The 17899-nt window shown below is 61.8% G+C and carries 14 protein-coding genes and 4 tRNA genes; 7 read left to right on the forward strand and 11 right to left on the reverse strand.

Annotation, left to right across the window (positions count from 1 at the left end; translation table 11 throughout):
* Positions 1-18 precede the first annotated feature (18 nt).
* The 4 genes from PMI20_RS29025 to PMI20_RS29040 all read left to right on the forward strand — a co-directional run bounded on the left by PMI20_RS29025 (position 19) and on the right by PMI20_RS29040 (position 4389).
* Positions 19-744, forward strand: a complete 726-nt coding sequence (locus tag PMI20_RS29025) for a fimbrial biogenesis chaperone (protein WP_007924714.1) — start codon at positions 19-21, stop codon at positions 742-744.
* Positions 745-857: 113 nt separating this feature from the next.
* The gene (locus PMI20_RS29030) at positions 858-3350 is read left to right on the forward strand and encodes a fimbria/pilus outer membrane usher protein (protein ID WP_007924715.1); all 2493 of its coding nucleotides are present in this window, start codon (positions 858-860) and stop codon (positions 3348-3350) included.
* Between the two features lie 29 nt (positions 3351-3379).
* Positions 3380-3733: a hypothetical protein gene (locus PMI20_RS29035; RefSeq protein WP_101339164.1), complete on the forward strand. Its 354-nt coding sequence runs from the start codon at positions 3380-3382 to the stop codon at positions 3731-3733.
* A gap of 176 nt (positions 3734-3909) precedes the next feature.
* Positions 3910-4389 (forward strand): fimbrial protein, encoded by a 480-nt coding sequence (locus PMI20_RS29040; RefSeq protein ID WP_284173483.1) that lies wholly within the window; start codon positions 3910-3912, stop codon positions 4387-4389.
* Between the two features lie 144 nt (positions 4390-4533).
* On the opposite strand, the gene PMI20_RS29045 is transcribed toward PMI20_RS29040, so the two are convergent.
* The 7 genes from PMI20_RS29045 to rluD all read right to left on the reverse strand — a co-directional run bounded on the left by PMI20_RS29045 (position 4534) and on the right by rluD (position 9640).
* Positions 4534-4610: transfer RNA gene (locus PMI20_RS29045), tRNA-Pro, on the reverse strand.
* 93 nt (positions 4611-4703) lie between these two features.
* Positions 4704-4779: transfer RNA gene (locus PMI20_RS29050), tRNA-Lys, on the reverse strand.
* Positions 4780-4784: 5 nt separating this feature from the next.
* A tRNA-Pro gene (locus tag PMI20_RS29055) sits at positions 4785-4861 on the reverse strand.
* A gap of 9 nt (positions 4862-4870) precedes the next feature.
* Positions 4871-4946, reverse strand: a tRNA-Asn gene (locus PMI20_RS29060).
* Positions 4947-5260: 314 nt separating this feature from the next.
* Positions 5261-7825 (reverse strand): ATP-dependent chaperone ClpB, encoded by a 2565-nt coding sequence (gene clpB, locus PMI20_RS29065; RefSeq protein ID WP_007924717.1) that lies wholly within the window; start codon positions 7823-7825, stop codon positions 5261-5263.
* A gap of 130 nt (positions 7826-7955) precedes the next feature.
* Positions 7956-8681 (reverse strand): peptidoglycan editing factor PgeF, encoded by a 726-nt coding sequence (pgeF, locus tag PMI20_RS29070; RefSeq protein ID WP_007924718.1) that lies wholly within the window; start codon positions 8679-8681, stop codon positions 7956-7958.
* On the reverse strand, positions 8678-9640 hold the full coding sequence (gene rluD / locus PMI20_RS29075) for a 23S rRNA pseudouridine(1911/1915/1917) synthase RluD (RefSeq protein WP_007924719.1): 963 nt from the start codon (positions 9638-9640) through the stop codon (positions 8678-8680). The genes pgeF and rluD overlap by 4 nt, the downstream gene beginning before the upstream one ends.
* Before the next feature lie 152 nt (positions 9641-9792).
* On the opposite strand from rluD, the gene PMI20_RS29080 reads away from it, so the two are divergent.
* From PMI20_RS29080 to PMI20_RS29090, 3 genes are all read left to right on the forward strand, one after another.
* Positions 9793-10815 (forward strand): outer membrane protein assembly factor BamD, encoded by a 1023-nt coding sequence (locus tag PMI20_RS29080; protein WP_007924720.1) that lies wholly within the window; start codon positions 9793-9795, stop codon positions 10813-10815.
* A 134-nt stretch (positions 10816-10949) separates the two neighbouring features.
* A complete protein-coding gene (locus tag PMI20_RS29085; protein ID WP_007924721.1) occupies positions 10950-11183 on the forward strand; it encodes a PP0621 family protein in 234 nt (77 codons plus the stop codon).
* Between the two features lie 281 nt (positions 11184-11464).
* Positions 11465-12793, forward strand: coding sequence for a sigma-54-dependent transcriptional regulator (locus tag PMI20_RS29090; RefSeq protein ID WP_007924722.1), 1329 nt, complete (start codon positions 11465-11467; stop codon positions 12791-12793).
* Here PMI20_RS29090 and thiO read toward each other — a convergent pair.
* The 4 genes from thiO to PMI20_RS29110 are packed head-to-tail and all read right to left on the reverse strand — an operon-like array spanning position 12790 to position 17894.
* Positions 12790-13890: a glycine oxidase ThiO gene (gene thiO, locus PMI20_RS29095; protein WP_007924723.1), complete on the reverse strand. Its 1101-nt coding sequence runs from the start codon at positions 13888-13890 to the stop codon at positions 12790-12792. The two genes, PMI20_RS29090 and thiO, sit on opposite strands and share 4 nt — an antisense overlap.
* Before the next feature lie 54 nt (positions 13891-13944).
* Positions 13945-14346 carry a type IV pilin protein gene (locus tag PMI20_RS29100; protein ID WP_007924724.1) on the reverse strand — a complete coding sequence of 134 codons (402 nt, stop codon included), beginning with the start codon at positions 14344-14346 and terminating at the stop codon, positions 13945-13947.
* Positions 14347-14359: 13 nt separating this feature from the next.
* On the reverse strand, positions 14360-17431 hold the full coding sequence (locus PMI20_RS29105) for a pilus assembly protein (protein WP_007924725.1): 3072 nt from the start codon (positions 17429-17431) through the stop codon (positions 14360-14362).
* On the reverse strand, positions 17418-17894 hold the full coding sequence (locus PMI20_RS29110; RefSeq protein ID WP_007924726.1) for a pilus assembly PilX family protein: 477 nt from the start codon (positions 17892-17894) through the stop codon (positions 17418-17420). Before PMI20_RS29110 ends, PMI20_RS29105 begins: the two co-directional genes overlap by 14 nt.
* Between the last annotated feature and the right edge of the window lie 5 nt (positions 17895-17899).

The following is a 17899-nucleotide window of genomic DNA, read 5'->3' on the forward strand; positions in this document are numbered from 1 at the left end:
CTCCGACCTGGAGCCGCTATGAAAACCTCACTATTGACACGTCTTGCACTCGCCAGCGTCATGACGCTTTTTGCGTCGATGGCCAGTGCCGGCATTACGCTGGATGGCACTCGCGTCGTCTTTGCTGCGCCAGCCAAGGAAACGTCCGTCGTCGTCAGGAACCAAGGCTCGAATGACATCATGGTCCAGTCCTGGGTCGAGCCAGACACCAACGGGCCCGTGACCGACGTACCGTTCGCCATTACCCCTCCCCTGGTTCGCCTGGGAGGCAACAAGCAACAGGTCCTGCGCATCCTCTATCAAGGCCAGGGGCTGCCAACCGACAAGGAATCCGTGTTCTGGTTGGCCGTGCAGGAGATTCCGCAAAAAGCGAAGGACGAGAACACCCTGCAAATTGCCATACGCCAGCGAGTGAAGCTGTTCTACCGCCCGGCCAATCTGCCGGACACTGCGGCAAATGCAGCCAAGAGCCTGCAATGGAAGCTGGTGGAACAAAACGGCAAAACCATGCTTTCCGTGAGCAATCCTTCTGCGTACCACGTGTCCTTTTCTGGTAGCACTGTGACGCTGCGCAATGGCAAGGACACGGGCACCGCCACCGCAGAAATGCTGGCACCAGGAGCAACACGCACCGTCGCGATCAAAGGCTCGACTGGCATGAGGGCCGGAACCACAACAGTGGAATTCGACAGCATCAACGATTACGGCGGACTGGACCGAGTCACCAGCAAACTTTCCAACTAACGGAAACACAGCCATCACTCGTGTCGCTCGCTAGAGCGCACCGCCTTACCTAATCCGACTTTTTAATCAGGTCAGTGCTTCGGGCATCCGATGCATGATCGAAAGGATTTCGCATGCCCATTTTTCAGAGAGAGCTCAGTTTCAGGATCGCCCGGCGGGCGTGCGCGACCTGCCTCGTGGCACTGGGGCTGACCTCGAAGCTGTCCGCCGCAGAAGCCGAGTTCGCCGACTCCTTTCTGAAAATGGGGGGTGCTCCGGTAGACCTCAAGTATTTTGAGAAAGGCAGTGCAGTTCCGCCTGGCGCCTACAGCGTCGACCTTTACCTGAACAATGTACTGATCAAGCGCCAGGAGATCACCTTCGCCGCCGACGCCTCCGGGCAGGTCAAGCCCGTCATCTCGCTCGGGCTGCTCAAAGAGCTCGGCCTCAACGCGGGCAAAGCCCAGCAGGATGGACTCATCGCCGCGGACACCAAGGATGAGCAGCCGTTCGATGTCAGCGCCCAGATCGCCGGCGCCGCGGTGGACTTCGACGCCACCAACCTGGCATTGCAGTTCAGCATTCCGCAGGCATACGTCCAGCGCTATTCCCGCGGTTACGTCGACCCCTCGGTTTGGGACGAAGGCATCACGGCCTTCTACAGCGACTACCAGGCCAACTTCAACCGCAACACCAACCGGGGAACGAAAAGCGACTACCACAACCTGAACCTGCGCAACGGCTTCAATATCGCCGGCTGGCGCTTTCGCAACGAATCCGCGCTGACCGGCGGAACCGGCACAAAAAGCGAATTCAAGAGCAACCGCAACTATCTGGAGCGCGACGTCCAGCGCCTGAAAGGCAAGTTTTCCCTCGGCGAGCTGTACACCCCTGGCGAGATCTTCGACAGCGTGCGTTTTCGCGGTGCACAGATCGCTTCGGACCTCGGCATGCTGCCCGACAACGAGATCGGCTACGCACCCGTGATCCGTGGCATCGCTGAAACCAATGCCACCGTAGAAGTACGGCAAAACGGCTACGTGATCTATTCCGCGTCGGTGCCGCCTGGCGCCTTCGAGTTCACCGACATCTATCCCAGCGGCTCCAACGGCGACCTGCAGATCAAGATCATCGAAGCGGATGGCCGGGTACGCGAATATCAGCAGTCCTATGCCTACCAGCCGGTCATGACCCGGCGCGGCAACCTTCGCTACAGCGTCACCGCCGGTGAATATCGCTCCGCCGACCAGCCGTCGCCGTCGTTCACCCAGGGCACGGCCGTCTACGGTGTGACCGACAACCTCACCGGTTATGGCGGTGCGCTGCTCGCGCAAGACTATCGCGCCGTCAACCTTGGCGCGGGCGTGAACTCCAACATCGGCGGTATTTCCTTCGACGTCACCAGCAGTGAATCGAAGACCCAGAACGGCAAGACAAACAAAGGTCACAGTGCGCGCTTCCTGTACTCCAAGACGCTGAACGCCACCAATACCACCTTCACCATGGCCGGCTATCGCTACTCCACCGAAGGCTATCGCAGCTTCGGCCAGCATGTGGACGACCTCATGTATCAGGACCGTGCCGGCTTCAGCGCACAAAAGAGCCGAATCAACCTCCGGGTGAACCAGAGCCTGTCACAGCGAGGCTCGCTGTACCTCAGCATGGATGAAACCAACTACTGGAATCAGCAGGGCCGTACGCGCAACTGGCAATTTGGTTATGGCAGCAGCATTGCCAGCGTCAGCTACAACCTGGCGGTGTCACGCACCCAGAGCGATCCCATGAACGGTGGTTCGGATACGCAACTCACCGCCAGTATCAGCATGCCGCTGGGAGGCCGGGGTAGTTCTCACCGCCTCTCCAGCAACGCCATCAGCTCGAGCAAAGGTGATTCCTCGCTGCAGTCGAACGTGTCCGGCTACCTGGACGACCAGGCAACCCTCAGCTACTCGGCGCAGGCCGGCCACAGCAAGAGAAATGGCAGCACCGCCGGCGCCAGCCTGGACTGGGATACCCCCGTCGCCAAGCTGCGTGGTGGCTATAACCAGGGGCGTGACGACAAGCATATCGACCTGGGTGCGTCTGGCTCGCTGGTGGTGCACAGCGGCGGCGTTACCCTCGGCCAGCCGCTTGGCGAGACTTTCGGTTTGCTGGAAGTTCCGGACGTCGACGGCGTCGGGATATCCGGTTGGAACGCCGTACGCACCAATGGCAAGGGTTACGCGGTGGTGCCCTATATGCAGCCTTATCGCTACAACTGGCTGAACCTGGATACCCAGACCCTGGGGACCGACACCGAGATCAACGAAACCTCCAAGGTGCTGGTGCCAACCCGTGGCGCCATCGTCAAGGCCACCTATACCGCACAAACCGGTCGTCGCCTGCAATTCGTCCTGCGCGCGGACAAGGGCGATCCAATCCCCTTCGGCGCCCAAGGCTACGACGAACAAGGCAAGCCCCTGGGCATGGTCGACAACCTGTCGCGCCTGCTGGTCTTTGGCGTTCCCGACCAGGGCCGGCTGGAGATTCGCTGGGCCGAAGGCAGCTGCATGGTGGACTACAAGCTCCCCCCAACAAACAAGGAGCTGGCTTACGAACGCGTGGACGGCCTTTGCCGGGTCTTGTGACCCACACCCTTTCAAACCAGAGCGGACATATGCACAAACTGATCACTCTTCCCATTGGCCTGCTTGCCCTGGTGCTGGCCGAGCCAGCGCTCTCATGGTGCCTATGGGGCAGCATTTCTGGCCCTCCTGGCGCGTCATATAACCAGGTGAATGTTCCATCCAGCCTGACCGTCAAGCGGGTCCCAGTCGGCGAAATACTCGCAAGTTACTCCCAGCAGATCCCTGTCCAAGGAGGGATTACTTGTAGCAGCAACGAGATCATGAACATAACCTTTGAAAACGGCCTCGAACCCTCCGCCATCCCCGATGTGTACAAAACCGGCGTGGCGGGCATCGGTATGCGCATCATCGCTTCAAGACACGTGGGGGGGACAGGAGTTTAAGGTACCCCCTGCCTTCCCAACACACATTTACTGGACAAGGTTATAGCGTCCACCTGCCTACTTACATTCATGTCGAATACGTCCGCACGGAAATCGCAGTTGGCTCAGGCAAGGTGCCAACCAACTTTACAATCAACTTCATTATCCCTCCGAATACTGGCCTGACCCCGAGCACAGTGACTTACACACCCTCAGGATTCACCAACCTGGAGAACAACTTCTACTTCAGCAGTTGCGAGGCCCGGGAGCCCTCCATGACCGTACAAATGGGCAAGGTCCCGATTTCCAACATCAAGTCTGGCGCCGCACCGGAAAAACCCTTCGCCCTCGATATTCGCTGCCGCGGTATGCGGCCTGAAAAGCCGGTTCCGCTGAAGATTTATTTCGAAGGCAACTCGACAGGCCCAGGCATGCTGAATCTGACAGGAGCTGGGCAGACCAGCGTTGCCCAAGGCGTGGCTATCGAGCTGAAAAACGACAAGGGCACCAAACTCCCCTTCAACAAGCCCGGCGCGGTCAGCCTGGACTGGCAGCACAGCGAAACCGATGCCGAGGTCTACCGCTTCGCGGGGTCCGCTCGCTATACGCCGAGTGGCGGCGAAATAAAGGCCGGCAAGGCAGATGCAACGATGACTTACGTACTCGACTACAACTGACCGGACTCAGCCAGCATGGGCCACCCCATAAAAAAGCCCCGAATGATCGGGGCTTTTTTGTGCGTCGCATTCGCCGGCAAGCACCGCGTGTCAAATTCCGGGCAAAAAAAATCCCCGTATCTGTCGATACGAGGATTTTTAATATGGTCGGGGTAAGGGGATTCGAACTCCTGACATCCTGCTCCCAAAGCAGGCGCGCTACCGGACTGCGCTATACCCCGGTAAAAAAAAGGCACCTTTTAAAGGCGCCTTCTGCGAACAGAGCTTTTGGCGTCTGATCTTAAGATTCGATTCCAGCGAACTGGTTTCAAAAATGGTGGGTCGTGTGGGATTCGAACCTACGACCAATTGGTTAAAAGCCAACTGCTCTACCAACTGAGCTAACGACCCAAATATGGTCGGGGTAAGGGGATTCGAACTCCTGACATCCTGCTCCCAAAGCAGGCGCGCTACCGGACTGCGCTATACCCCGGCTTGAAATTGGCTCCGTGACCAGGACTCGAACCTGGGACCCAATGATTAACAGTCATTTGCTCTACCGACTGAGCTATCACGGAACTGAACATTTCAATTTACAACCTTTACAGCAGGCTTTTATTTCTAGAAGCCCCCTCGTCGACCTGGTCCGTATCGCTACGTTCATGTCTCTGAGGCGCGCTATTCTACAATCTTAAAAACCTCTGTCAACCCCCTAAATTGCTTTCAAGACAATGATTTGCAACTTATTTCAGTTTTTTCCTCAGGGAGGAAAAAGCCTTGGGGTGACGTACTGCGGGGCGCACTTTACAAGCCTTTGCCTTACAGTTCAACGCCCTATGCAAAAAAAGGCCTCGCAATGCGAGGCCTCCTTCACAACGACGCCCTATCGGACTCAGGCGAAGACGATTTCGTCGTTTTCCACCTTGGCCGTCACAGTGGCTCCCGGCAGAAAACCGCCAGACAGAATCAACTGCGCCAATGGGTTCTCGATCCAGCGCTGAATCGCCCGTTTCAGCGGACGCGCGCCATAGACCGGGTCGTAGCCCACGGCAATCAGTTTGTCCAAGGCCTCGCCACTCAGCTCCAGCTTGAGCTCGCGCTCGGCCAGGCGGCCGCGCAGGCGCCCCAACTGGATCTCGGTGATGCCGGCGATCTGATCCCGGGCCAATGGCTCGAAGATCACCACTTCGTCGATCCGGTTGATGAACTCCGGACGGAAATGAGTCGACACCGCATCCATCACCGCCGCCCGCTGTGCTTCGCGATCCCCCACCAGCTCCTGGATCTGTGCCGAGCCCAGGTTGGAGGTCATGACGATCACCGTATTACGGAAGTCCACGGTACGCCCGTGGCTGTCCGTCAGGCGGCCGTCTTCCAGCACTTGCAGCAGGATGTTGAACACGTCCGGATGGGCCTTCTCGACCTCGTCCAGCAGGATCACCGAATAAGGCTTGCGCCGCACCGCCTCGGTCAGGTAACCGCCCTCCTCGTAGCCGACGTAGCCTGGAGGCGCACCAATCAAGCGAGCCACGGAGTGTTTCTCCATGAACTCGGACATATCGATCCGTACCATCGCCTCTTCGGTATCGAAAAGGAATTCGGCCAGCGCCTTGCACAACTCGGTCTTACCCACACCGGTCGGGCCGAGGAACATGAACGAACCACTCGGCCGGTTCGGATCGGACAACCCGGCGCGAGAACGCCGCACTGCGTTGGCGACCGCCACCACGGCTTCGTCCTGGCCAATGACGCGCTGGTGCAGCAGGCTTTCCATCTTCAGCAGCTTGTCGCGCTCGCCTTCGAGCATCTTCGACACCGGAATACCGGTCCACTTGGACACGACTTCGGCGATTTCCTCTTCGGTCACCTTGCTGCGCAATAGCTGGTTCTCGCTTTGGCCATGCTGGTCGACCATCTGCAGGCTGCGCTCCAGGTCCGGGATCACCCCGTACTGCAACTCGGCCATGCGGTTCAGGTCGCCTTTGCGGCGTGCGGCTTCCAGCTCCTGACGGGACTGCTCGATTTTCTGCTGGATCTGCGCCGAGCCCTGCACTTCGGCTTTTTCCGAGGTCCAGACTTCTTCCAGATCGGCGTATTCGCGCTCCAGGCGGGTGATTTCCTCCTGGAGTTTCTCCAAGCGCTTGATCGCCGCTTCGTCATCTTCTTTCTTCAGGGCCTGGGATTCGACCTTCAGTTGAATCAGGCGCCGTTCCAGGCGGTCCAGCACTTCAGGCTTGGAGTCGATCTCCATGCGGATACGGCTGGCGGCTTCGTCGATCAGGTCGATCGCCTTGTCCGGCAACTGCCGGTCGGTGATGTAGCGATGGCTGAGCTTGGCTGCGGCGATGATCGCGCCGTCGGTGATCGCCACCTTGTGGTGCACCTCATAACGCTCTTTCAGGCCACGCAGGATGGCGATGGTGTCTTCTTCGCTCGGCTCATCCACCAGGACTTTCTGGAAGCGCCGCTCGAGGGCCGCGTCCTTCTCTATATATTGGCGGTACTCGTTGAGCGTGGTGGCGCCGACACAATGCAGCTCACCCCGAGCCAGGGCCGGCTTGAGCATGTTGCCCGCATCCATCGAACCTTCGCCCTTACCGGCACCGACCATGGTGTGCAGTTCGTCGATGAACAGAATGATCTGCCCTTCCTGCTTGGACAGCTCGTTGAGCAGGGATTTCAGGCGCTCTTCGAATTCACCGCGGTACTTGGCGCCAGCGATCAGCGCGCCCATGTCCAGGGACAGCAGGCGCTTGCCTTTCAGGCCGTCCGGCACTTCGCCATTGATGATGCGTTGAGCCAGGCCTTCGGCAATCGCGGTTTTACCCACGCCAGGCTCACCGATCAGCACCGGGTTGTTCTTGGTCCGACGTTGCAGCACCTGGATGGTCCGGCGGATTTCGTCGTCACGGCCGATCACCGGGTCGAGCTTGCCGTCTTCGGCGCGCTTGGTCAGGTCGACGGTGTATTTATCCAGGGCCTGACGCGACTCCTCGACGTTGGCGTCATTCACCGCCTCGCCGCCTCGCAGGTTATTAATGGCGTTTTCCAGCGCTTTTTTGCTGACGCCCTGGCCCAGCAGCAATTTGCCGAGCTTGCTGTTTTCGTCCATGGCCGCCAGCAGCACCAGTTCGCTGGAGATGAACTGGTCGCCTTTCTGTTGTGCCAGGCGATCGGCCTGGTTCAGCAGGCGCGCCAGATCCTGCGACATGTTCACGTCGCCGGTGGGGTTCTGGATTTTTGGCAAGTGGTCGAGCTCTTTGCTCAGTTCCTTGCGCAGGCTGTTCACGTCGAAACCCACTTGCATCAGCAGCGGCTTGATCGAGCCGCCCTGCTGTTCGAGCAGCGCCTGCATCAAGTGCGCCGGCTCGATGGCCGGATGATCGAGGCCGACCGCCAGGGATTGAGAATCGGATAACGCCAGCTGAAGCTTGCTGGTTAATCGGTCTATACGCATTAGTCACCTTCCTTTTGAGCAGGTCGGAGCGATGGACACACCTAAATAGAGAAACCTGCCAGATACCCCTGTAGATGCGGTCGATTCTGGAAGATTCAAGCCTTGCGAGCTTGACACAGGTCAGAAGAGTCTAGCGTTCCAGCCAGATCAGGGAAGCGAAGCGCCCGGTGCGCAGGCTGCGGCGGTAGGAATAGAAACGCGGATCGCTCACGGTACAGAAACCGCCGCCATACACGACGGTGACACCGCATGCCGCCAGGCGCAGGCGGGCCAGCGTATAGATATCAGCCATGAGCTTGCCGGGGTTGTGGCTCGGTACAAAGGCCTGTTCGGTCTGTGGCAAGTGCCGAACGAAAGCCTCACGCACTTCCGGACCGACCTCGAAGGCTTGCGGACCAATGGCCGGCCCCAGCCAGACCAGTACATCCTCTGGCGCGACTTTCAGGCTATCGAGCGTCGCTTCCAGCACCCCGGCCGCCAACCCGCGCCAACCGGCATGGGCCGCTGCCACCCGAGTACCGGCGCGGTCGCAGAACAGCGCTGGCAGGCAATCGGCGGTCATGGCACTACAGGCAATGCCGGGCGTGGCGGTCCAGCTGGCATCGGCGGTGGCGACAACGGACGGATCCGCCTCGACCACATCAATACCGTGAACCTGTTTCAGCCAGGCTGGCTTTATAGAGAAACGATCGGTCAGGCGACGGCGGTTTTCGGCCACTGCCTCTGGGTTGTCATCGACATGATCGCCCAGGTTGAGGCTGTCGAACGGCGCCAGGCTGACGCCACCCGCACGGGTGGTGACGCAGGCTTTGACCCCGGCCGGCGCGGGCCAGTCAGGAATCAGCCAGTCACTCATCCGACGAAAGCCTCGCGATCCTGCTTGAGCAGGGTCAGCAGCCAGACGAAATCTTCCGGCAGCGGCGATTCCCAGCTCATGCGCTCGCCGGTGGTCGGATGATCCAGCTCAAGGAACCGCGCATGCAGCGCCTGACGCGGGAAGTGCTTGAGGGATTCGACCATGGTCGGGTTCGCGGCGGGCGGAATGCGGAAACGGCCACCGTAGGCCGGATCGCCGACCAACGGGTAGTTGATATGGGCCATGTGCACACGGATCTGGTGGGTCCGCCCGGTTTCCAGTTTCACCCGGACATGGGTGTGGGAACGGAAACGCTCCAGCACGCGGTAGTGGCTGACGGCCGGCTTGCCGCCTTCCATCACCGCCATGCGCTGGCGTTGCTGGCCATGCCGGCCGATCGGCGCGTTGATCTTGCCACCGGCGGTGACCACGCCGATCACGATGCATTCATAGATGCGGCTGACGCTGCGGCTCTGCAACTGGGCAACCAGCTGGGTCTGCGCCTGGATGGTCTTGGCCACCACCATCAGACCGGTGGTGTCCTTGTCCAGGCGATGGACGATGCCGGCGCGCGGCACGTTGATGATGTCCGGGACATGGTGCAGCAGGGCATTGAGCAGCGTGCCATCGGCGTGACCGGCGGCGGGGTGGACCACCAGGCCGGCAGGCTTGTTGATCACCAGGATATCGTCGTCTTCATAGACGATATCCAGTTCGATGTCCTGAGCGATCCATTCTCCCTGAGCTTCCTGCTCGGCGGTCAGCTCAAGAACCGCGCCGCCATGGACGATGTCTCGCGGGCGGATAACCGCTCCATCCACAGTCAGGCGGCCGTCTTTGATCCAGGCGGAAAGGCGCGAGCGCGAGTGCTCAGCGAATAATTGGGCGGCGACTTGATCGAGGCGTTGGCCGCCCAGTTCGGACGGCACCTCTGCGCGAAGTTCAATTTTATCGGACATGCTCAGACTAGGCGTCGGCACAGCCTTTGGTTTCGGCTGCGCGCTTGTGGTTAAATACGGCGTCTTTTGCCCCGAGGCTTTTTCAACGGGGCGCTCATCATAACAGGACGGCCCCGCCCAAGACAGCGGCCGTCATAGGGACGCAAGCCGCCATGCAAGTGAAACACCTGCTGCTGATCGCCATCCTCGCACTGACCGCTGCTTGCTCATCGAAGGAAGTCGTTGACGAAAACCTGAGCGAGGTCGAGCTGTACCAGCAGGCGCAGACCGACCTGGACAACAACAGCTATACCAGCGCCACCGCCAAGCTCAAGGCCCTGGAGTCGCGTTATCCGTTCGGCCGCTACGCGGATCAGGCACAACTCGAACTGATCTATGCCAACTACAAGAACGCCGAGCCGGAGGCCGCCAAGTCCGCCGCCGAGCGTTTCATCCGCCTGCACCCACAACACCCGAACGTGGATTACGCCTACTACCTCAAGGGCCTGACCTCCTTCGACCAGGACGTCGGCCTGCTGGCGCGCTTCCTGCCGCTGGACATGACCAAGCGTGATCCGGGTGCCGCGCGCGACTCCTACAACGAGTTCGCCCAGCTCACCAGCCGTTTCCCGAACAGCCGCTACGCGCCGGACGCCAAGCAGCGCATGATCTACCTGCGCAACCTGCTGGCCTCCTACGAAATCCACGTGGCCGACTACTACCTGACCCGTCAGGCCTATGTGGCCGCCGCCAACCGTGGTCGCTACGTGGTGGAAAACTTCCAGGAAACCCCATCGGTGGCCGATGGCCTGGCGGTGATGACCGAGGCTTACCAGCGTCTGCACCTGGACGAACTGGCCGCCACCAGCCTGGAAACCCTGAAGCTCAACTACCCCGATCACCCGACTCTGGTCGACGGCCAGTTCGTGCCACGGGTCGCCGAGGCGGACAACCGCTCCTGGCTGAGCAAGGCCACCCTGGGCCTGATCGAGTCCCGTCCACCGCTGCCGCCGGGAGAAACCCGCGCCAACCAGGACGTGATGAAGCAATACCAGGATGCCAAGGACGCGATTCCGGCCGAGCTCAAGCCTAAAGACGCCAATGGCGACGCTGTCGAAGAAGAACAGCATGAAGCCGAAGGCAACAACAGCGACCGCTCGTGGTTCAGCTACATGACCTTCGGCGTGTTCGACTGACACCGCCGCGGTCACAAAAAAGGGAGACTTTCGAGTCTCCCTTTTTTTGTCCGTGGATTTCAGCGCTGATTGCACTGTGCGCCCGGCATGACCTTGGCTAAACTGCCGGTTCCTCACTCACATAGCTGGCTACCATGCTTCGTCTACTGTTCTGGATCGCCCTGATTGCCGCTGCGGTATGGCTCTGGCGCAAATTCAAGCAGCCCGCCTCCGGCACCGCTGCGCCCCGCGAACCCAGCACCACGCCCATGGTGCGTTGTGCCCACTGCGGCGTGCACCTGCCCCGCGACCGGGCGCTGAGCCTCGAGCAACAGTGGTATTGCAGCCAGGCGCACCTGGAGCAAGGTCCGATCTCCCGCGATCGCTGAACCTCGACCGCAGCGGTGCATATGACGTCAAAAGCACGTTGTTTGCACCGCTGAATAATTCGCTACAAAAAAGCCACCGCCCCTCCTCACCTCGCTTCCGGCCGGCAACCCTCGGCAAATCGGGGCTATTACCCTGCGCGTCATCTTGAATCCGACCAAACGGCCCCGCACCGCCCGGCCTTGAGCGGGCCAACGACCTCAAGCCTGCCTAGACTTCACGACACGCCAGGATGGCGGGTGCTCTCGCACCTCTTTCGCTCACGGATGAAGCAGTAAGCGGCATGAGCCCACGACAAAAAGTCTTGATCGTCGATGACGATCCAGGCATTCGCGAATATCTGGAAATCAGCCTCGGCCGGATGCAACGCCATACCCGCAGCGCCCGCACCCTGGGCGAAGCGCGTCACTGGCTGGCCCGGGAAGGCTTCGACCTGTGCCTGAGCGACCTGCATTTACCCGACGGCACGGGGCTGGAGTTACTCGAGCATATCCAGTGCCGCCAGCTGCGAATGCCGCTGGCAATACTCAGCACCTGCGCCCGCCAGGAAACCGCGATCCACGCCCTGAAGGCCGGCGCCATCGACTTCCTGAGCAAACCCGTGGCCCTGGCGCGCTTGCGCGAGCTGCTGAATGGTGCCCTGCCCGGATCGACACCCCCGCCCCCTGCCACCGGACCATTGCTCGGCGATTCGGCCGCCATGCACAAGCTGCGCGGACAAATCGGCAAACTGGCCCGGAGCCAGGCCTCGGTCTATATCAGCGGAGAGTCCGGAAGCGGCAAGGAACTGGTCGCCCGCGCAATCCACGACCAGGGTCCTCGAGCCAGCCACGCCTTCGTGCCGGTCAATTGCGGAGCCATCCCACCGGAACTGATGGAGAGCGAGTTTTTCGGCCATCGCAAAGGCAGCTTCAGCGGCGCTATCGAAGACAAGCCCGGCCTGTTCCAGGCGGCGCACGGCGGCACGCTGTTTCTCGATGAGGTGGCCGATCTGCCGCTGGCGATGCAGGTCAAATTGCTCCGCGCACTGCAGGAGAAGGCGATACGTTGCGTCGGCGAACAGCAGGAAGTCCAGGTCGATGTGCGCATTCTCTGCGCCACTCACAAGGCGCTGCAGGCGGAAGTGCATGCCGGGCGCTTTCGCCAGGATCTCTACTACCGCCTGAACGTGATCGAGTTGCCGGTGCCACCGCTACGGGCGCGCAAGGCTGATATCGAACCCTTGACCACCGCCATCCTCGAGCGCCTGGCGCAGGGTAACGGCCAACAACTGACACGGCTTCAGCCAAGCGCGTTGCTGGCACTCCAGGGCTACGACTTTCCCGGTAACGTGCGCGAACTGGAGAACCTGCTCGAACGGGCGCACACCCTGTGCGAGAACCGGCGGATCGAAGCACGTGACCTGCGCCTGACGCCAAACGGCGCCCACCCAGCCATCACGCCCGGCCCGGCACAGGTGATCAATCTTGAGAAACATCTGCAAGAGGTCGAGCGCCGGCTGATCCTCCAGGCTCTGGAGCACACCCGCTGGAACCGCACGGCGGCGGCCCAGCGCTTGAGCCTGTCGTTTCGTTCGATGCGCTACCGGTTGAAGAAACTCGGCCTGGATTAAATTCGCCCACTGGGCGCATAAGGCGCCGGGTCGATGATCGGCTCCCGGCCCAGCATCAGGTCGGCGAACAGCTGGCAGGACGCTGGCGCCAGGACCAAACCGTTGCGGTAGTGCCCGCAGTTCAACCACAGCCCCGCCAACCCGGGCACCGGGCCAATATAGGGAATGCCCTCGGGCGAACCTGGGCGCAACCCCGCCCAATGGCCCACCACCTCGGCCTGCGCCAGCGCCGGGATCAACTCGATGGCCGAAGCCTTCAGGCTTTCCAGGGCCGACGGGGTCGGGGTCTTGTCGAAGCCTTCGTGCTCCAGGGTACTGCCGATCAAGATGTGACCGTCGCGCCGGGGAATCGCGTAACGCCCCTTGGCCAGGACCATGCAGGAAAGAAAATCCGACGCGCACTTGTAGAGGATCATCTGGCCTTTGACCGGCTCCACCGGCAACGCCAGACCCAGGCTCTTGAGCAATTCGCCGCTCCAGGCCCCTGCCGCCAGCACCACCTGATCGCCACGGATTTCGCCCAGGGAGGTCTGCACCCCGAGCACCCGCTCCCCTTCGCGGATAAACCCGCTGACTTCGCACTGCTCGTGAAGGGTCACCGTCGGCAGGGCCGACAGAGCGGCCTTCAGCGATTTGACCAGGCGCGGGTTGCGCACGTTGGCCACGTCGACCATGTAGATCGCCCGCGAAAAACCGCCACCCAGCACCGGCACCGCGTCATGGGCCGCCGAGATATCCACAGCGCTCAATGGCCGCTGTTCGCGCCGCGCCCAGGCCAGCGCTTCGGCCTCGTCGTCGAGGTCCAGCCAGTACAGGCCGGTGGTGTGCACTTCGGGATCGACACCGGTGGTGGCGAACAGGCGTTCGGCCAGTTGTGGATAAAAGTCCTGCGACCAATGCGCCAACGCGGTGACCGCCGGGCTGTAGCGCCAGGGGTACAGCGGCGAGACGATCCCGCCGCCAGCCCAGGAAGATTCCTGGCCGACATTCGAGCGTTCGAGCAGCACCACCTGCTGCCCGGCGGACGCCAGGTTGAACGCGGTCAGCAGGCCGATCACTCCACCGCCGACAATCACCACTTGCTGTTGCTTTGCCATAGTCCAGTCCAGGAAATGAAAACACCGGGCGCCGCCAGCGCCCGAGAAGGATGTTCAGCGACCCCAGCAATCCTTGCTGGTCACCCCGTCGGCCATATTGTTGTTGCCCATGGCACCGGTGTGACTAAGGGTGAACTCGCCGCACTTGTCGCCGGCCATCATGCTCTCGGTTTTCGGCGTCGCGGTCAGGGTAAAGCTCTGGTCGGCCAGGACTGGCGTGATGCTGTAGTCATCGTTGCCGGCGCTGAGGCCCGGAGCGTTGCTGTAGACACCGCCCTTGGAATGAAACCGCTCGAGACTCTGCGCCTGTTCCGACAGCAGGCCGGCGATTTGCGTGCGATGGGTTTTCTTCACGTACTCGGTGATGCTGGGCAAGCTCAGGGTGACGACGAGCCCGATGATCGCAATCACGATCATGATTTCGATCAGGGTAAAACCTTGGTTGGATCTACGCATGCCTCACTCTCACTTACTGTATTTGTCGCCACATGATGCGGCGGCTGCCACCGCCCGGTTTCTCGACCAGGGAGGCGATACCGCCGCCGGAATCGCTGACGATTTTGCGGGTAGCGCGGTTAAGCACAGCACTCAATGCAGGAATGCCGCCGGTAAAGATGACACCGCTGGAAGGCGTATCCAGGCCATCGACCACTTCATCGCCATTGGTGTCGAGCACCGCGTCGCCCTGCATCTTACCGCTGAATGCGTCCAGCTCGACCAATTTGCCGTTGCCGGCGCTGGAACAAGGGTCGACCGCCTCGACAGCGGCGGTGCTGAAGACAATGCGACCCGCCACCAGCGTGGCCTGATTGATGACCCGCTCACCACTCGACGCCTCCCCCAGCGGCAGGTACCAGCCCTGCTCGGCCGGATAACTGACGTCCGCCTGGGTGCTGGTGATATAGGAGCCCGCGCTGCCGGCAAACAGCCCGGTGATCGCTTGCGCCTGCAGGTCAGCCACGGTGATGCGGCCCGTCCCAGCCGGGGCATCCCAGACCGCATAGAAACCCTGGGCATCCTTGCTGCGCTTGTCGGCCAGCTCGCTGAGCTTGCCGGTGCCAAACAGCACCAGCTTGCCGCCCTCGGGATGATCCACCAGCAACGGCTGCGCGGTGATCGGCTGGCTCGCGCCACCCAGAGCGCTGAACAACGGAGCACCGCCAAAGGCCGGACCCCAGCTTTCCGGCGCCGAACCGCTCAAATCGAACTTCCACAGATGACCCTGGAGATCGCCGCCATAGGCCGCCTGGACCACATTCTGGCTGTCCACCCGCACCTTCACCGAGGACAAACCATTCTCCTGCCCATTGCCATCGACCGGGATTTTCCTGATCAGCGAGCCATCGCGAATATCCACCACATACAGGGCGGCGAGCCCGGAATGGCTGCCATAGCCATTGCCGATGAAAGCCGCCCAGCGCCCGTCGGCCAAGCGTGCCACTTCCGGGCGGGCGTAGGCATAACCCAGGTCATTGAACGGGTGGTTACTATCGGCTAGCACAGGCGCGGCAATTTCCCACAGCGCCTGCGGCGTATTGCCGGCCTGGCCATACAGCTGCACCGCGTAAAACACCTTGCCTCCGGCCCCGGTGCCCGCTAGCGCCAGGGTTGCCCAGGCCGTGCCGAGTTGGGCATCGAAGACCGCCACCGGGCCATCGGCCAAAAACCGGTGACGCTCCCCGTTGACGTAGCCGGGGTCGGCGATGTGATGCAGCAGCGGCAAGGCACTGGAGGGCATATAGGCGTAGCGGCGCCGGCCATTCTCAGGGTCGATCAGCGAAAGCAGGCCGTCATTGGCGTTGACCAGCAGGCTCGGGGTCATGCCTTGGGCCTTGCTCGCCAGGTAGGCGCTGTAGTCGCTGTCGCCCTGCAGGTCGGCGGCGTCCTGCGCGGTCGGCGCCGCCATGACCAGCGGCGAGTTGACGATGTCTCCCAGCAATCGGCTCCGCACCTTGAGCCCGGCCCGGTTACTCCCCTGGCTCCAGGCCAGTAGATCGGCCGCGGTGGTGCCGGGCGGCAGGTTCTGGGCGAGCGCGGCCTGCTGCGCACCGGACAGTTGGTCATGGCGCAAGGCAACGGCGGTTCGGGAGGCACTGTTCCAGGTCTGGAAGATCCCCGGCGACGCATCGGCAACCAGGGTCGAGTCCGTGCTCCACAGCGGCGTACTGGTGTCGACCGCACCAGCGGGGCTGATGCCATACGCCCTGATGGTGCCGTGCCAATCGGCGGGGTCATAAGACGCCTGGAAATAACTCGAACCGCTGGCCAGCCCGGCGGCCCCCGCCGTGGCGCTGCCCGCCTGGGCGGTGGAAGCCGAAACCTCGCCCAGGGCCGAGGCCAGCGCGGCGTCGAGCCCCGCCTTGTCGGTCACCGGGTAGAACTTGCCCCGGCCATAGTTCGCCGCATCCAGCAGCATGGGGTACTGCGCGTTGAGACCGATGGTGTAAGTGTTCATGTGCTGTTGCGCGAAGCCCGCCGAATCCCAGCTTTTCCCCGCGATATCCATGCCTGCCGCGCGCATGTCGATATCCACCGCCAGCTTGGCGATGTCATCCAGATACAAGCTGCTGCCCTCCTCGTTACCACCAGGATTAATGCCGTCATTGGGCACCCCATCCCAATCTGGCAGGCTGCTCGCCCCCTGGGGTTCACGGGAGGGAAAACTGTGGTCGTAACTGGGCAGGCCATCGGTCACCACCAGGCCGTAATTGCGCTGGCAGCGATACTGGATCGGGCTGCCATAGGTAGAGGGCGTGCTGTTGTAGTAAGGCGTCAGCCCCCGAAAATAACGGCTGATCTCGTAATAGGTTTCCGCCAGCGGCGCCTCGGCCGAGGCCCTGAGCCCGCCGATGGCGGACAGCAATACCCGGTAATTGTCGTCAGCCTGAGCCCGGCTGACCTGATCGCCGACCGGAGCCAGATCGCTGATGGCGCGCACGATACGCCCACCCGGCGCCAGATCGCCGCCCGCTGGCGGGTTGAAGCTCGCCAGGCCAATGCGCAGCGCGCGGTTGTCAGCCACCAGCTTGCTGGCGGCCTCACGCACCAGGGTCATCCGGTCTTGAACGGGAATCGAGCCATCGGTGAAATCCCGATCGCGACCGTCGGCCAGGGCCAGCAGGTAAGCCAAATAGGCAGCCGAATAACGGGTGCGGCCGTTCCCCGCGGGATCAGGCAGCTTGAGGCACTGTGACCGGGCATGGTCGCGGTAGAAACCGACATAACCGCTGGCGCAGCCCGCCTGGCTCAGCGTTGAGAGAGCAAGCGAATCCGCGCTCGGACTGGCTCCGGCCAGGCATTCGCCCGCCTGCATCCGGCACGGCCTGACCGGCGCCCGCGCCAGCCCGGGATCGAAGCCCGGGGCATAGACAATGCTGTTCATGCTCTGCGAATCGTCGAGCAGCAGCATCACATTCGGTGCCACCGCCGCCGCGTTCGCCAAAGGTGCCTGCGCCGGGCTGAAGCCATAGGCCGGGGCACTCAGATAGAGGCCCAGCAAAGCGCCAGCCAGCAATCCCCCAGGCCTTTCAATACTTGGCATAAATGCTCTCCAGCACGCTGCGCGAGTGGCCGGCCAGCCCGACAGCGGTCACCCGGTATAGGGTCGCGGAAGTGTTGCTCGGCACATGGACTGCCCCCAGCGTCGTACCGAGGTTCTGTACAGCGTAAAATCCGTTACCGGTGGTGATCCAGGTCACGCCCGAATGGCTGTTGTGGCCCGCGGCGCTGACAGCCGCGGACTCGCCGGGCGGCGCGCACTGGCCGCCGCTACAGGCCGCCAATACATAACTGTCCTGCTGCACCGCGCTCTCACCGATGCGCAGCGCCATCTCCGCCGCCTGGAACGACTGATTGCGCAGCCACAGGCCGCCGGCCATCTTTTCCTGCAAGGTCGCATTCTGCATCGACGAAATGCCAATCAAGGTCAGCAGCAACAGGAACACCAAGCTCATCAACAGCGCCATGCCGCGCTGCGCCCCGGGAGCCGTTCGATACGAAGTCATCGGCA

This window comes from Pseudomonas sp. GM17 (assembly GCF_000282175.2).
Lineage (GTDB): Bacteria > Pseudomonadota > Gammaproteobacteria > Pseudomonadales > Pseudomonadaceae > Aquipseudomonas > Aquipseudomonas chlororaphis.

Bases quoted from the DNA above. Each gene is read 5' to 3' on its own strand.
- PMI20_RS29025 (WP_007924714.1), top strand. From the start codon at position 19: ATGAAAACCTCACTATTGACACGTCTTGCACTCGCCAGCGTCATGACG.
- PMI20_RS29030 (WP_007924715.1), top strand. From the start codon at position 858: ATGCCCATTTTTCAGAGAGAGCTCAGTTTCAGGATCGCCCGGCGGGCG.
- PMI20_RS29035 (WP_101339164.1), top strand. From the start codon at position 3,380: ATGCACAAACTGATCACTCTTCCCATTGGCCTGCTTGCCCTGGTGCTG.
- clpB (WP_007924717.1), bottom strand. From the start codon at position 7,825: ATGCGTATAGACCGATTAACCAGCAAGCTTCAGCTGGCGTTATCCGAT.
- pgeF (WP_007924718.1), bottom strand. From the start codon at position 8,681: ATGAGTGACTGGCTGATTCCTGACTGGCCCGCGCCGGCCGGGGTCAAA.
- rluD (WP_007924719.1), bottom strand. From the start codon at position 9,640: ATGTCCGATAAAATTGAACTTCGCGCAGAGGTGCCGTCCGAACTGGGC.
- PMI20_RS29080 (WP_007924720.1), top strand. From the start codon at position 9,793: ATGCAAGTGAAACACCTGCTGCTGATCGCCATCCTCGCACTGACCGCT.
- PMI20_RS29085 (WP_007924721.1), top strand. From the start codon at position 10,950: ATGCTTCGTCTACTGTTCTGGATCGCCCTGATTGCCGCTGCGGTATGG.
- PMI20_RS29090 (WP_007924722.1), top strand. From the start codon at position 11,465: ATGAGCCCACGACAAAAAGTCTTGATCGTCGATGACGATCCAGGCATT.
- thiO (WP_007924723.1), bottom strand. From the start codon at position 13,890: ATGGCAAAGCAACAGCAAGTGGTGATTGTCGGCGGTGGAGTGATCGGC.
- PMI20_RS29100 (WP_007924724.1), bottom strand. From the start codon at position 14,346: ATGCGTAGATCCAACCAAGGTTTTACCCTGATCGAAATCATGATCGTG.
- PMI20_RS29105 (WP_007924725.1), bottom strand. From the start codon at position 17,431: ATGCCAAGTATTGAAAGGCCTGGGGGATTGCTGGCTGGCGCTTTGCTG.
- PMI20_RS29110 (WP_007924726.1), bottom strand. From the start codon at position 17,894: ATGACTTCGTATCGAACGGCTCCCGGGGCGCAGCGCGGCATGGCGCTG.